General features: G+C 63.9%; 12 protein-coding genes and 1 tRNA gene. 1 reads left to right on the top strand and 12 read right to left on the bottom strand.

The annotated features are described in order from the left end of the window. Window positions 1–91: 91 nt before the first annotated feature. The 12 genes from atpB to argS all read right to left on the bottom strand — a co-directional run bounded on the left by atpB (window position 92) and on the right by argS (window position 14,414). Window positions 92–904, bottom strand: coding sequence for a F0F1 ATP synthase subunit A (gene atpB / locus P8192_RS06175; protein WP_278159378.1), 813 nt, complete (start codon window positions 902–904; stop codon window positions 92–94). A gap of 281 nt (window positions 905–1,185) precedes the next feature. Beyond that, a complete protein-coding gene (locus P8192_RS06170) occupies window positions 1,186–1,587 on the bottom strand; it encodes a hypothetical protein (protein ID WP_278159376.1) in 402 nt (133 codons plus the stop codon). Then, the gene (locus tag P8192_RS06165; RefSeq protein ID WP_278159374.1) at window positions 1,574–2,785 is read right to left on the bottom strand and encodes an MraY family glycosyltransferase; all 1,212 of its coding nucleotides are present in this window, start codon (window positions 2,783–2,785) and stop codon (window positions 1,574–1,576) included. Before P8192_RS06165 ends, P8192_RS06170 begins: the two co-directional genes overlap by 14 nt. Continuing rightward, window positions 2,782–3,471, bottom strand: coding sequence for an L-threonylcarbamoyladenylate synthase (locus P8192_RS06160; RefSeq protein WP_278159372.1), 690 nt, complete (start codon window positions 3,469–3,471; stop codon window positions 2,782–2,784). Before P8192_RS06160 ends, P8192_RS06165 begins: the two co-directional genes overlap by 4 nt. Window positions 3,472–3,481: 10 nt before the next feature. Continuing rightward, the gene (locus P8192_RS06155) at window positions 3,482–4,411 is read right to left on the bottom strand and encodes a N5-glutamine methyltransferase family protein (protein ID WP_278159370.1); all 930 of its coding nucleotides are present in this window, start codon (window positions 4,409–4,411) and stop codon (window positions 3,482–3,484) included. Continuing rightward, window positions 4,401–5,474 carry a peptide chain release factor 1 gene (prfA, locus tag P8192_RS06150; RefSeq protein WP_270105600.1) on the bottom strand — a complete coding sequence of 358 codons (1,074 nt, stop codon included), beginning with the start codon at window positions 5,472–5,474 and terminating at the stop codon, window positions 4,401–4,403. The genes P8192_RS06155 and prfA overlap by 11 nt, the downstream gene beginning before the upstream one ends. A gap of 113 nt (window positions 5,475–5,587) precedes the next feature. After that, entirely contained in the window at window positions 5,588–7,636 is a 2,049-nt protein-coding gene (rho, locus tag P8192_RS06145; RefSeq protein WP_278159368.1) for a transcription termination factor Rho, read from the bottom strand. Window positions 7,637–7,886: 250 nt separating this feature from the next. Further along, complete coding sequence (gene thrB / locus P8192_RS06140) at window positions 7,887–8,831, bottom strand: homoserine kinase (RefSeq protein ID WP_278159367.1); 945 nt, start codon at window positions 8,829–8,831, stop codon at window positions 7,887–7,889. Further along, window positions 8,831–9,940, bottom strand: coding sequence for a threonine synthase (gene thrC, locus P8192_RS06135; protein ID WP_278159365.1), 1,110 nt, complete (start codon window positions 9,938–9,940; stop codon window positions 8,831–8,833). Before thrC ends, thrB begins: the two co-directional genes overlap by 1 nt. Window positions 9,941–9,946: 6 nt before the next feature. Beyond that, window positions 9,947–11,302 (bottom strand): homoserine dehydrogenase, encoded by a 1,356-nt coding sequence (locus tag P8192_RS06130; protein WP_278159363.1) that lies wholly within the window; start codon window positions 11,300–11,302, stop codon window positions 9,947–9,949. Beyond that, a complete protein-coding gene (lysA, locus tag P8192_RS06125) occupies window positions 11,299–12,768 on the bottom strand; it encodes a diaminopimelate decarboxylase (protein ID WP_278159361.1) in 1,470 nt (489 codons plus the stop codon). The genes P8192_RS06130 and lysA overlap by 4 nt, the downstream gene beginning before the upstream one ends. After that, on the bottom strand, window positions 12,768–14,414 hold the full coding sequence (gene argS / locus P8192_RS06120; protein ID WP_278159359.1) for an arginine--tRNA ligase: 1,647 nt from the start codon (window positions 14,412–14,414) through the stop codon (window positions 12,768–12,770). The genes lysA and argS overlap by 1 nt, the downstream gene beginning before the upstream one ends. A gap of 140 nt (window positions 14,415–14,554) precedes the next feature. Between argS and P8192_RS06115 the strand changes: the two genes are divergently transcribed. Beyond that, window positions 14,555–14,630, top strand: a tRNA-Arg gene (locus P8192_RS06115). The last annotated feature ends 70 nt before the right edge of the window (window positions 14,631–14,700 follow it).

Raw genomic sequence — 14,700 nt, 5'->3', positions numbered from 1 at the left:
CTCACCTTCGTCGATCTGCAAGCAGAGCGACAGAGCTTTTCAGTTGTATCGAGGCCCAATGCACCGCAGGGGTGACACCCGGCTTCGGAAACTAGTGGTCGTTGGCCGCTAGAGCACCCTGAATGTAGATCGCAGTCAACAGGGTGAAGACGAAAGCCTGGAGGTACATGATCAGCAGTTCCAGGAAGTACAGGGCCACCGAGCCGATGATCACGAGCACACCGGTTCCCTGCATGGCAAGGCTTCCAGATTCGGTGATCAGGTAGGCGGCGCCCGAGCCAGCCAGCATCACGATCATGTGGCCCGAGAGCATGGTGGCCATCAGACGCAGGGAATGCGTAAGCGGACGGACGATGAAATTCGAGATGATCTCCAGCGGCACCAGCAGCGGGAGGATCCAGCCGGGAACACCGGAAGGTACAACAGCCAGCTTGAAGTACTTGATGCCATGGTGACGGACACCGACGCCGATCCAGATGATGTAGACGATCACGGCCAGGGCGTAGGCAGCGCCGGCATGAGAGAAGCTCGGCAGCTGAAGGAACGGAATCGCTCCGAAGAGGTTGTTCAGAAGGACGAAGAAGAACAGTCCGAAGAGCAACGGCACCCAGGCCTTGAATTGCTTCTCACCGATGATGTCCCGGGCGATGGAGTTACGCACGAATGCGTAGCCTGACTCAGCCAACCACTGAATCTTGCCGGGAACGAGGTTGGGCTTGCGCATCGCGATCATGAAGAACGCGGAGATGAGGATCACCGAGAGGATGATCATCAGCATCTGCTTACCGAAACCGGTGCCCCATTCGGCTGCCCACGGAATGATTTCCGGAAGATGGGTTTCGCTGATCGTGGGGGCGGAGAAGCCACCGTCGGTGGTGGAGCTGGCGAGCAGGAGCGGAAGCACGCTTTTCCTCTCTACAGTCTTCGCGACTCTTCCCCTCATCATGAGCAGGAGGTAGCGAGCAAGCTGGCACGGATGAACCAAAGCCTCGACGATGTCGTATTTGATCCTCGTTCACCCTACCAAACACTGGGGCTCCACGTTGTCTTGAGACCAGTTTCGTCAGGAAGATTTTCCTATTTGTTTCGGATCTGAAGGTTATTGAGGGTCACCAATGGATCCGAAGTATCGCGCGGTGCGCGGATCACGAGGATTCGATCAAAGAGAACCAGGTTGGTTCTTTTCTACACATTGTAGAGCTGATGGCGCGTTCGCGCGAACGCAAGCACTTCCCCGGCTTGCCACGCCACGATGGCGACGATCGCTCCAATGGCCGCCGGAACGGTTTCGAGCCAGCCTGGTGCCGGAATCATGGTGAGAGCCATGCCAAAGAGCACAATCTTCAGGATGAACAACCCCATCGCCAGGGGAACAGCGGCGTTGCGGTGCTGTCGCCAGACGGCGGCAATTCCCACAAGGGTCAGTGACGACAACACGATGATGGCCAGACCACCCACGGCCACGGAGGCAACGGCCGCACCGCCCTGGAGGACGGCAAAAACGATGGCGGTGATGGCTACCCCCGCCAGGCTCCAGATTGCTGCGTCACGCAGGATGCCCCACCAGCCGTGCTTATTGTCTTTCACGGGTCACTCTCCGTTGTTCCGTCTTGGTCAAAGACGCTTGTTCAGCATCCAACAGCTGGGCCGTTTTGGCGGCTCGGGCGGCGCGTAACTGCCGCAATTTTCGGTAGTACAGCCGGCGCACGATCCACGGCCACAGGGTCAACACGAGCATGGCCACCAACGCGACACCGATGACGATGAGCACCACGTCGGATCGGAAGTAGTTCAGAGCAACCACACCGTAGGCGACCACAAAAGCCCACAGGTATAGCAGCAACACCGCCTGACGATGGGTGTAGCCGCCGTCGACGAGTTTGTGGTGAATGTGCCCGCGGTCCGCAGAGAACGGACTACTGCGTCGTGCGGTGCGGCGGATCACCGCCATCAGCAGATCGAGCAGCGGCAGCAGCATGACGGCCAGGGGCAACAGAATCGGCATATAGGCAGGCACGTTCCGGAAACGGAACCCGGCCAGGGCACCCACATCAGCGGTGACTGCGACGGCCGCGGTAGCCATCAGCAGACCGATGAGCAGGGCGCCCACCTCACCCATGAAGATACGCGCGGGTTGGAAGTTATGCGGCAAGAATCCGGCGCAGGCACCCACCAGTAGTGCCATCAGCATGGTGGCCATATTGGAGTAGTCGTAGGCATTGATCGTGCGGGTGAGCAGATAGCTGTACAGGAAGAAGGCCGAGCCGCCGATCACCGCAACACCAGCGGCGAGTCCGTCGAGACCGTCGATAAAGTTGAAGGCGTTCATGGTCAGCACCACCACGAACACGGTAAGAATGATTTGCGCGGCTTCATTCCCGACGGGAATCCACCCCACGGGCATAGCTTCGACGCGGATTCCGCCCAGGGCCACCATGAGCCCGGCGCTGACCTGGCCGGCCAGTTTCATGGTCCAGTGCAAATCCCAGAGGTCATCGGCGACGCCGACCACGATGATGATCAGCAGCGCCACCAGCAATCCGCGAATGGGATCCGGGTTCATGAAGATGCCGTCAAGAAAGGGAATGGTTCCGGCGATACAAAGCCCGCCCAACACCGCGGCCGCCATCGCCACTCCCCCGAGTTTAGGGATCGGCTCGCGGTGCATATCGCGTTTCCGCCGCGGGGTGTAGACCCGGCCGCGAACGCCGATCACCCGCACGGCAGGCGTGATGACGAAGCTCATCAGAGCTGCCATCAGCATCAGGAGGAGATAGACCTTCATGCGGTAGGCGTACCCTCGTCGTCCTCGCAGGGCTCGTCGTCGCAGAGATCCAGGACCTCGGGGACCACTTCGCGGATCCGTTCGATGCTGATCGCACCGGAGCGCACCACGCGCGGGGGCACCACGGTGCAGTCGATGATGGTAGAGGAGGCTGAGTCGGAGCGTTCGCCGCCGTCGAGGTAAACCTCCACGGATTCGGCGAGTGCTTCGCGGGCTTGTTCGGCGGTGTGCGCGGCTTCTTGCCCGTGACGATTCGCCGAGGAAACCGCCAGCGGACCAGTCTGTTCCAGGAGCGTGCGGGCAATCTCGTCGTCAGGAACGCGCAGCGCGACGGTACCCCGGGTCTCCCCCAGATCCCAGGTGAGTGAGGGTTGCGCAACCACGATGAGGGTCAGTCCACCGGGCCAGAAAGCCTCGGCCAGCGCGCGGGTCTGTTCGGTGACGTCAATGGCCAGACCATCCAGCACCCGCGGGTGGGCGATCAGCACCGGCGGTGGCATGGTGCGTCCGCGGCCCTTAGCAGCAAGGAGCACGGCAACAGCCTGCGGGGAAAATGCGTCGGCACCAATGCCGTAGACGGTGTCGGTGGGGAGCACCACGCATCCGCGACGGCCCACCGCTTCGACAGCGGCAGCGATGCCTTCGGCGCGGGTGGTCTCATCGGTGCAGTCAAACAGCTCGCTCACGGCTCTATTCTTACACCTCAACAGGGCCTGGTCGTGGAACGACGAGGTCAGCACGGCGGGCAGACAGGAACCGTGGCCGGTCAGCAAGGTCGAGGTGCACGGTGACCGCGTCCCAGAATCCTGAGGTTTGCAAGGCCTCGACAAGTGCCGTTGCGTGGGTTTCATCGTGTTCCATCAGGAACAGTCCCCCAGGCTGCAGCAGCCGAGCGGCGGCATCGGCGATGCGCAGCGGAATCAGTGTTCCGTCAGGGCTACCACCGTAGAGCGCCAGGGCCGGGTCGGCCTGGGCTTCGAGCTGGGTGACCAGCTGCCGCTCGGGAACGTAGGGCGGATTGCTAACGACAGCGTCCACGGTGCCCAGCAGGGGAACTAGCCGCGGGAGAGACTCCGGTGCTGTGGCGTCGCCGAGATGTACCTCGACGTCCCAACGATCCAGATTCCGTCGAGCCAGTGTGTGAGCGTGCGGGTCGATCTCGACGGCATGGACCTGGATCGACCGCTGACCTGCATGGGTGCGCAGTCCGTGGACGAGGGCGGCGGCGAGGGCGCCGGTGCCCGTACACAGGTCGATCACGATGAGCTCATCATCATACGGCTCTGCTGCCATGCGCTTCAGTGCTTCCTCGGCCAGCAGCTCGGTTTCCGGGCGCGGGATGAACACGCCGCTAGCGACGTCGAGCTCTACCCCCGCGAATTCCATGCGCCCCAGGATCAGCTGTAATGGCACCCGCTGCTCACGCTGTGACAGCAGTGAATTCAAGCTCGAGGTTTCGTCGTCGGTGAGGGTGTGCCCCAGTGCGAGGAGCACTTCGAGCCGCCCGAGTTCAATGTTGAGAACATGGGCGGCGAGCACCCGTGCGTCGTAACGCGGTGAATCAACACCAGCTGTCGAGAGGCGGGCCGTTGCCTGGGACAGAATCTGCCCCAGATCACTCGCCAAGGGCGGCCAGCCGATCGGCTTCGTCCATCTGGATGCAGGATTCGATCACCGGTCCCAGTCCGCCGTCGAGCACGTGGTCCAAGTTGTAGGCCTTGTAGCCGGTGCGGTGATCGGCAATCCGGTTCTCCGGGTAGTTGTAGGTGCGGATGCGCTCGGAACGGTCCATGGTGCGCACCTGCGAGGCACGCGTGGCGGCGTTTTCGGCGTCGATCTGTTCCTGCTGGTGGGCCAGCAGTCGGGACCGCAGGACGCGCATGGCGGCTTCGCGGTTCTGGATCTGCGATTTCTCGTTCTGCATGGACACCACGATGCCGGTGGGCACGTGGGTGATGCGCACCGCCGAGTCGGTGGTGTTCACCGACTGTCCGCCGGGTCCAGAGGAACGGTAGACGTCGATCTTGAGGTCGTTCTGACTGATCTCGATCTCATCGGGAGCGTCGACTTCGGGGAAGACGAGCACTCCCGCGGCCGAGGTGTGGATCCGGCCCTGGGATTCGGTGACGGGCACCCGCTGGACGCGGTGGACACCGCCCTCGAATTTCAGGTGGGCGTAGACCCCTTCGGCCGGGTCGGAGGAGGATCCCTTGACCGCGACATGAACGTCTTTGTAGCCGCCCAGATCGGATTCGGTGGACGAGATAATCTCGGTTTTCCAGCCCTTGGATTCGGCAAAGCGAAGGTACATCCGGAGTAGGTCACCGGCGAACAGAGCCGCTTCCTCTCCCCCTTCACCGCCCTTGATCTCCAGGATGGCGTCGCGGGCGTCGTCGGGATCGCGCGGGATGAGCAGCCGGCGCAGGCGCTCTTCGGCCTCAGTCAATTGTTCCTTCAGACGCGGTACTTCGGCGGCGAATTCCTCGTCATCGGCGGCCAACTCTTCGGCGGTCTCGAGGTCGTCGGAGAGTTGGTTCCAGCGGTGGTGGGCGGCCACGATGCCGTTGAGCTCGGCGAAGCGTCGTCCGAGTTTCCGGGAGCGTGCTTGGTCACCGTGCACCTCCGGGTCGGCGAGGGCCTTGGTGATCTCGGCGTGTTCTTCAAGGAGCGAGTCGACGGATTCGAACATCCTGGGTTCCTTCGAGGGTCAGGGCAGACAACGAGCCTGCGGGAAGAGGATACACAGAGACCACCGCGCCCTCCACACGAAGTTGTGCGGAAGGCGCGGTGGTCGTCATCGTGCTAGTCGTCGCCCTTGGAACCCAGGGTCGTCTTAGAGACGAGCATCAAGAACTCTGCGTTGGACTGGGTGTCCTTGAGCTTGTGCGTGAGCGTTTCGAGGGCCTGCTGGGTGTCCAGGCCGGAAAGCACGCGGCGCAGCTTCCACATGATCTTGATCTCTTCTGCGGAGAGCAGGTTTTCCTCGCGGCGGGTGCCGGAGGCGTTGACGTCGACCGCCGGGAAGATGCGGCGTTCGGCGAGCTGACGCGACAGACGCAGCTCCATGTTGCCGGTGCCCTTGAACTCCTCGAAGATCACCTCGTCCATGCGGGATCCGGTTTCCACCAGTGCCGTGGCGAGAATGGTCAGCGAACCGCCGTTCTCGATGTTGCGGGCGGCACCGAAGAAGCGCTTTGGCGGGTACAGCGCCGAGGAGTCGACACCACCGGAGAGAATACGACCGGAGGCCGGGGCGGCCAGGTTGTAGGCGCGGCCCAGACGGGTCATGGAGTCGAGTAGCACGACGACGTCATGGCCCATCTCCACCAGGCGCTTGGCACGCTCGATGGCGAGCTCGGCGACGGTGGTGTGGTCTTCGGCCGGACGGTCGAAGGTGGAGGCGATGACTTCGCCGCGCACGGAGCGCTGCATGTCGGTGACTTCCTCGGGACGTTCGTCCACGAGGACCATCATGAGCTTCACCTCGGGGTTGTTTGTGGTGATGGCGTTGGCGATGGACTGCAGCACCATGGTCTTACCGGCCTTCGGCGGGGACACGATCAGACCGCGCTGGCCCTTGCCGATCGGCGAGACCAGGTCGATGATACGAGGTCCCATGGCCTTGGGATCGGTTTCCAGGCGCAGGCGCTCCTGCGGGTACAGTGGCACCAGTTTGGAGAACTCGACGCGGGGACCGGATTCGCCGGCGGGCTGGCCGTTGACGGTGTCCAGCTTGACCAGGGCGTTGAACTTCTGACGGTTAGTGCCCTTGCCGCCACCGGAGAATTCTTCACCTTCGCGGGGAGCACGGATGGCACCAACGACGGCGTCGCCCTTACGCAGGCCGTACTTTTTGACGAGTGACAGCGAGACGTACACGTCCTTGGGACCGGGCAGGTAGCCGGAGGTGCGGACGAACGCATAGTTATCGAGGACGTCGAGAATACCGGCGACGGGGACGAGCACGTCGTCCTCGCTCAGCTCGGTCTCGTCGACCTCGGGCCCACCTCGGCGGTTGGTGCGACGGTTGTTACGGTCATTACGGTTGCGGTTGCGACGGTTGCGGCGCGATCCGCGATCCTGGCGATCGTCGTCGCCATCCTGATCGCGGTTGTCCCGATTGCCGCGCTGATCGCGGTTGTCGTTATCCCGGTTTCCGTCCTTGGAATCTTTGTTGTCGCGGTTGTCACGTCCACCACGGTTGTCGCGGTTGTTATCGCGATTATTGTCGCGGTTGTCGCGTCGCCCCTCGTCCGTACGGTCGTTCTTCTGCGAACGATCCGAAGACTCGGATCCCTCAGACTGCTTGTTCTGCTGGTTATCCGAGCGGTCGCTGGGCTGCTTGTCGTCGCGTCCGCCGCGGCCACGGCCACCGCGGGAGCGACGGCGGTTGCCTTCCTGCTCATCCTGGGAGCCAGATTCCTGAGCCGAAGCGGACTGCTCGGATGACGCGTTCTGATCAGACTTTTCAGCATGCTCGGACTTCTCGGACTTCTCTGCGGAGTTGTCGTTGGCGTCCTGCCCGGCGTTGGACTGATCGGCGGAGACCTGAGAGTCGGCGCGGCGTGAGCGGGACCGGCGGGCCGGGGCTGCCGGTGCGGCGTCGTCGCCACCCTGGTTGGCAGCGTCGTCGTTCTTCTGCGCGGGCTTCTCGGACGATCCGGACTCGGAGTCACGGCTGGCCACGGCACCGCCGCGCTGGTGGTTGGAGATGGCTGCGACCAGATCGGCCTTGCGCATCCTTGATCCGCCGGTGATGCCGAGCTGTGAGGCCAGTGCCTGCAGCTGTGCCAGCTTCAGGCTGGCGAGGCCGCCACCTGCGGAAGTCGTGTTTTCTTTGGTTTCGGTCACGAAGGTTCCTTCTCCCTCGTCAGGCAGGGCGCGCTGACAGAATGGCGTCCTGCTGGTGTGCATTCGCGTTCGTTGCACGACTGTGCGCACGGTGGCGCGAACGAATGTGCATGTTCATTCCCATGAAAGGGCTACTTCTGGCACGTGCCCGTGCCAACCGAATGTCGCGCAACGATCTGCGTCATCATTCGGGGGAACTACCTCAAGAAGAGAGGAGCTGATCCGCAATTAGAAAGGAAGTGTGGCTTCCTCAGCGGAACACCTCCACCTTAGCACCTTCTGTGGCCACCGGCAGAATCTCCACCGTCCACCGTTGTGTCGAGGATTGGATGTGCGCAGAAATCGTATCTCGCACGGATTCCGCCTCGATGGGTGAAACGGCCAACGCCATGACGGTGGGCCCGGCGCCGGAGACGACGGCGGCCTTGCCTTCGGCACGCAACGCATTCATCAGGGCCAGGGATTCCGGCATGGCCGGCTCGCGGAAGTCCTGGTGGAGCAGGTCGCGGGTGGCGGGAAGCAACACCGAGGGGTCCTCGGACAGTGCATGTGTCAGCAGTGCGGCCCTGCCGGCATTGGCCGCGGCCTGCGAGTGATTCACCTGCTGCGGCAACAGTCCACGGGCCGTTTCGGTGCTCAGCGGCAACTCGGGGATGGCGACCACCGGGGTGATTGACGCGTGCGGTGCAATGCGCACGGTGCGGTAGTGGTCCGCGTCGTCGGCCCAAGAGACCGCCAGTCCCCCGGTGAGCGCGGGAGCCACGTTGTCAGGGTGACCTTCCAGGCTCGCCGTGTACTGCAATAACTCGTCGGCGCTGGCCTGCTCTTCGGCGGGAAGCAACGCGTTGGCGATGAGCACCGCCGTGACATAAGCGGCCGCCGACGAGCCCAGACCCCGGGAATGCGGGATCCGGTTGTGCGCGGTGAGCGTCAACCCGGGGGCGTCCCAACCGAACCGTGCCAGGTGGGTGCGTACCTGGGAGATCACTAGATGGCGGCCGTCGGTGGGCAGAGTTTTCGCGCCCTCACCGGTAATCTCGGCGCGGAAGCCCTTTTCAACGGTGCGCGCTTCGACGTCGTCGAAGAGGCTGAGCGCCAACCCCATGGTGTCGAAACCGGGGCCCAGGTTGGCCGAGGTGGCGGGTACCGTGACCCGGACCGTGGTACCCGGTTCCAGCGTGCGCAGTCGGGGCATCACAGGCCCAAAGCTTCGGCGACGGACACGACGTCGAAGGGTACCTGCTTCGGGGTGATGTCGGACCCGTCGGCACTCTTCAGCGCCCACTGGGGGTCCTTGAGGCCGTGACCGGTCACTGTGATCACCCAGCGCTTACCTGCGGGAACGTTGCCCAGGCCATGGTGCTTGATCAGTCCGGCCACACCGGCGGCCGACGCCGGCTCCACGAACACGCCTTCCTTGGACGACAGCCAGCGGTGAGCGTCGAGGATCTCCTCATCGGTGACGGAGTCGATCTGGCCGCCAGAGGCGTCACGGGCGGCTTCGGCCTGCTCCCAGGAGGCGGGGTTACCGATGCGAATAGCGGTTGCGACCGTCTCAGGTTCGGTCACCGGGTGGCCCTTGACGATGGGGGCGGCACCTTCGGCCTGGAAGCCCCACATGATGGGGGTCTTGGTGGCCACAGCGGGCAGTTCCTCATCCGAAGTGCCCGGGTGCGGGTTCACATAGGGTGCCGCGTACTCCTGGTAGCCCTTCCAGTACGCGGTGATGTTGCCCGCGTTGCCCACGGGCAGCAGGTGATAGTCCGGGGCGTCGCCCAAAAAGTCCACCACCTCGAAGGCGCCGGTCTTCTGACCTTCGATGCGGGCTGGGTTCACGGAATTCACCAGGAACACCGGGTAGTTTTCGGAGAGCTTGCGGGCGACATCGAGGCAGTTGTCGAAGTTGCCGTCGACCTGCAGCAGTTCCGCGCCGTGAGCGATGGCCTGAGAGAGCTTACCCATGGCGATCTTGCCGTCCGGTACCAGCACCGCGCAGGTCAGCCCGGCTTGGGTGGCGTAGGCGGCGGCGGAGGCCGAGGTATTGCCGGTGGAGGCGCAGACCACGGCTTTGGCGCCCTGTTCGACCGCAGCGGTGATCGCCATGGTCATGCCGCGGTCCTTGAAGGACCCAGTGGGGTTCATGCCCTCGAATTTAAGCCAGACCTCGCCCTCGACGAGTGCCGAGAGCTTTGGGGCGTTGATGAGCGGGGTCCCGCCCTCACCGAGGGTCACCACGCGGGTATTCTCGGTGACGGGCAGACGATCGCTGTATTCGTGGATGACTCCACGCCACTGGTGTGCCACGGTTGATCAGTTTCCTTCCACGCGCAGGACGGAGGTCACGGCAGAGACCACGTCCAGCTCTTCGATCGCGGCGACGGTGTCTGCCAGCCGCTGTTCCAATCCTCGGTGTGTGATGAAGCGCAGCACCGCCTGCGGGGTCTCCCCCGCCGCTGCGGCACGTTCGGCTTCGAGCGGGGTGAGCTCGGCCGGGGCCTGTTGCATGGTCTCGATGGAGACGCCCTGCTCGGCGAACAGGCTGGCCACGGTGGCCAGCACGCCGGGCTGATCTGCGGCGTGCACCACGATCATGTAGCTGGTGGTGGTGTGGCCGATCTCGAGTGCGTCCAGGCTCGTCTTGGGGGTGTGGGGGCGTCCCGGCCCCCCGTGCTGCAGTCGCTTGGCGATGGAGACGACGTCACCCATCACCGCACTTGCGGTGGCCTCGCCGCCGGCGCCCGCCCCGTAGAACATGAGCTCCCCGGCGTTCTCGGCCTCGACGAACACCGCGTTGTAGGCCCCGCGGACAGCGGCCAGGGGGTGTTCGCGCGGCAGCAAGGTGGGGTGCACACGCAGGACCACACCGTCGTCGCCGTTGGTGCTGACGCGTTCGGCGATGGCCAGCAGCTTGATGACGAACCCGGCGGCAGCAGCGGCTTCGTTGTCTTCTGCGGTGATGGTCGTGATGCCCTGGCAGTCGACCTGGTCCAAGGTAAAGGGTGCCTGGAATGCGAGCGAGGCAAGAATGGCGACTTTGGCGGCAGCGTCGTGTCCGGCGATGTCGGCGGTTGGGTCCGCTTCGGCGTAGCCCAGGCGCTGGGCCTCGGCCAGGGCGTCACCGAAGGAGATTCCGGTGGTGTCCATCTGGTCGAGGATGTAGTTGGTGGTGCCATTGGCAATACCCATGACGCGGGTGACGCGGTCACCGGAGAGCGAGTCCCGCAGCGGGCGCAGAATCGGGATAGCGCCGCAGACGGAGGCTTCGAAGCTCAGTTGCACGCCTTGATCCGCGGCGGCGGTGAAGAGCTCGGTTCCGTGGGTGGCCAACAGGGCTTTGTTGCCGGTGACCACAGCAGCACCGCGGTTGATGGCGGCCAGGATGAGCTCACGGGCCGGGTCAATGCCACCCATGAGCTCGATGACGATGTCGGCTCGGGAGATCAGCTCTTCCGCGTCGGTGGTGTAGAGCAAGGACGGCAACTGGTAGTCACGCTGGGCGGCGGTGTTGCGGACGAAGACCCCGGCGAGGTTCAGGCGGGCGCCGATGCGCTCAGTGAGCAGCTCGGAGTCTTCGGTCAGAATGCGTGCGACCTGTGATCCGACGGTGCCGCCGCCCAGCAAGGCAACGTTGAGCACGGGGGTGTCGTGGTGGGAGACGGTGGTCATGATCCTCCGTTGTCGGTCGTGGTCGGGGTGGATGCGGGTACGTCGGCGAGGCCGACTTCGCGGGCAAACAGATCCGCTTCGGATTCTCGGCGGATGATCAATCGGGGGCCGCTATGGGACACCGCCACGATCGCGGGTCGGGGCAGCATGTTGTAGTTGGAACTCATCACGTGGGTGTATGCCCCGGTAGCGGGAACGGCCAGCAGGTCGCCGCGGCCCACATCATCGGGCAGGTAGCCGTCGCGAACCACGATGTCACCTGATTCGCAGTGCTTGCCCACCACTCGCGATAGCGTAGCCGACGCCTCGGAGACGCGCGAGGCCAACATGGCGGTGTAGTCAGCGTCGTAGAGCACCGGTCGCGGGTTGTCACTCATCCCGCCGTCGACGGCAACATAGCGGCGCGAGTGGTCGTCGTCCACTTGCACGGTCTTGGTCACACCCACGGTGTAGAGGGTGAATCCTGGCGGACCGGAAATCGCACGGCCGGGCTCGATGGAGACCCGTGGGCAGTCGATGCCCAGACGGTCGACCACCGCACGCATCAGTGCGGCCAGCGTCTCAGCGATTTCTTCCGGGTGACGCGGGGTATCGGCCGGGGTGTACGCGATGCCGTGACCGCCACCGAGGTCGAGTTCCTTCACAACGATGCCAGCGTCGTTCCGAATCTCTGCGATAAAGGTCAGGAGTTTCTCCGCCGCGGCCCCAAAACCAGCCGCTTCAAAGATCTGCGAGCCGATGTGGCAATGCAACCCGAGGAATTCAATCGACGCAGATTCAGCCGCGAACCGCACGGCTTCCAGCGCCGGTGAGTCCTCACCGTTACGCCCAGTGGCCATGGAGAGACCGAATTTCTGGTCTTCGTGTGCGGTGGCGATGTAGTCGTGGGTGTGGGCGTGAACACCGGGGGTGAGCCGCAGCATCACCGGAGCCTGTTGCCCCGTCTCACCGGCCAGTTCTGCCACACGGTTGAGTTCGTCGAGAGAGTCGACGACGATGCGTCCGACCCCCACCTCGAGAGCACGGTGGATTTCGGCATCGGACTTGTTGTTCCCGTGCAGTCCGATGTCTGCGGGATCAACGCCGCCGCGCAGTGCCAGCGCCAGCTCGCCACCGGAAGCGGTGTCAACCCGCAGGCCTTCTTCCCGTGCCCAGCGTGCCACGTCAACCGTGAGCAGTGACTTGGAGGCGTAGTAGACGTCGACTCCGCCGCAGAGCTGGTCGAACGCGGCGTTGAACGCAGTACGAAACGCCCGGGCCCGAGCGCGGAAGTCGTCTTCGTCGAGCACCAGCAGCGGGGTGCCGTAGTCCTCGGCGAGTTTCGCCACAGAAACACCGTGCACGGTAACGACACCGTCGCCCCCGCGTTCCACGCCGTCAGCCCACATCACCGGGTCGATGTGATGAGCGTCAGAGACCGACTCCGGGTAGGGAAGCCACGCTGGCGCCAGTGCGGAGCGCGCCATCACATCTTCTCCGGCGCATCGACACCCAGCAGGGCCAGCCCGTTGGCCAGCACCTGGCTGGTGGCGTCGTTCAGCCACAGTCGGGCCACGTTCACCGGGCCGGGCTGTTCACCTTGCAACGGGATGATGCGACACGCGGCATACCAGGAGTGGTAGGCGCCAGCGATGACTTCGAGGTGGCGTGCCACGCGGTGTGGTTCGCGCATCGATGCAGCCATGGCCACGATCGAGGGGAACTCCCCCAGGTGGGCCAGCAGTGCCGACTCGGTGTCGTGGGTCAACGTGGTGGCATCGAAGTCAAACAGCTCCCGGGTGATCTCGTGTGCTTCCGCGGTGCGGGAGGCGTTGCGCGACCGAGCGTGGGCGTATTGGACGTAGTAGACCGGGTTGTCGTTGGACCGCGAGCGCAGCAGCTCCGGATCAATAGCCATCGGCGAGTCGGCGGGGAATCGCGCTAACGAGTAGCGCAGCGCGTCTTTGCCCAGCCATTCGATGAGGTCCTTGAGCTCGATGATGTTGCCGGCGCGCTTGGAGAGCTTCGCTCCGTTGACGGAGATCAGCTGGCCGATGAGGATCTCGATGTTTTTCTCGGGGTCGTCACCAGCGCAAGCCGCGATGGCCTTGAGACGGCCCACGTAGCCGTGGTGGTCGGCTCCGAGCAGGTAGATCTTCCGGTCGAAGCCGCGGTCCTTCTTCGACAGGTAGTAGGCGGCATCGGCGGCAAAGTAGGTGGGCTCGCCGTTGGCGCGGATCAGCACTCGATCCTTGTCGTCACCGAAGTCGGTCGTGCGCAACCACACGGCGTCGTCCTGGTCCAGGATGTGGCCTTGCTCGCGCAGCCGATCCACAGCAGTGCCGATGGCGCCGGAGGTGTGCAGCTCGGTTTCGGAGAACCAGACGTCAAAGTCCACACCGAAGTCATCGAGGGTGGTCTCGATGTCGGCCAGCTGCAGCCGGTAGGCGTGCTCGCGCAGCACCGGCAAAGCGTCGGCTTCCGACAGGTCACGGACCTCTGGATGCTCGGCGACGATGCTGTCTGCCAGGTCCTGAACGTACTGGCCGGGGTACCCGCCCTCGGGCACGTCGTGTCCGTGCAGGCGGGCATAGACGGAGGCGGCGAAAGTATTCATCTGACTGCCGGCGTCGTTGATGTAGTACTCGGTGGTCAGCGTGGCACCCGAGGCGCGCAGCAGGCGGGCGATGGCGTCGCCCAGGGCGGCCCAGCGGGTGTGTCCGATGTGCAATGGACCGGTGGGATTGGCTGAGACGAACTCCATATTCACTGTCTCGCCGCGCAAGGTGTCGTTGGTGCCGAACGCCGCCCCGGCCTCGACGATGGTCCGGGCCAGCTGTCCGGCAGCGCCGGCGGCCAGTGTGATGTTGATGAACCCGGGCCCGGCAATGTCCACGGATTCGATTCCTTCCTGGGCGGTCAGACGCTCGGCCAGTGCACCAGCGAAGTCTCGCGGGTTCATTCCGGCCCGCTTGCCCAGCTGCAGTGCAATGTTGGTGGCCCAGTCGCCGTGGTCGCGGTTCTTGGGTCGCTCCACCTTGACCGTTGCGGGTACGTCGACGGTGATATCACCGGCGGAAACGGCGTCTTGAAGGCAGGCCACGATCACTGCGGAAAGTTCTTCTGGAGTCACCCGCCCCAGTCTAGTCACCCGAAGCGTTGTCACTACATTTCACGACACCTCGTGACAGCCGTCATGCCGCTGGTGTGGATCCGCGCGTCTGCAATGGGAGCGAAAGTGCGATAGAGTATTCAGGTCCCACCGGGACCCCCGCCTCCATAGCTCAGGGGATAGAGCGTCTGCCTCCGGAGCAGAAGGCCGTAGGTTCGAATCCTACTGGGGGCACCACCTCTCTTGCGTCTGGCGTTCTGTTTTTCACTCCCCGCTTCTGCTACGAGGAATCCCGCTATGCTGTGAG

It is taken from the genome of Citricoccus muralis (genome assembly GCF_029637705.1).
Taxonomy (GTDB): domain Bacteria; phylum Actinomycetota; class Actinomycetes; order Actinomycetales; family Micrococcaceae; genus CmP2.
The sequence above is the reverse complement of the archived record's forward strand: the minus strand, read 5'-3'. Positions and strand labels throughout refer to the sequence as shown.

Coding starts and splice junctions, on each gene's coding strand:
- thrB (WP_278159367.1), bottom strand. CDS start 8,831: ATGCCCCGACTGCGCACGCTGGAACCGGGTACCACGGTCCGGGTCACG.
- lysA (WP_278159361.1), bottom strand. CDS start 12,768: ATGGCGCGCTCCGCACTGGCGCCAGCGTGGCTTCCCTACCCGGAGTCG.
- P8192_RS06165 (WP_278159374.1), bottom strand. CDS start 2,785: ATGAAGGTCTATCTCCTCCTGATGCTGATGGCAGCTCTGATGAGCTTC.
- prfA (WP_270105600.1), bottom strand. CDS start 5,474: ATGTTCGAATCCGTCGACTCGCTCCTTGAAGAACACGCCGAGATCACC.
- P8192_RS06130 (WP_278159363.1), bottom strand. CDS start 11,302: ATGACCACCGTCTCCCACCACGACACCCCCGTGCTCAACGTTGCCTTG.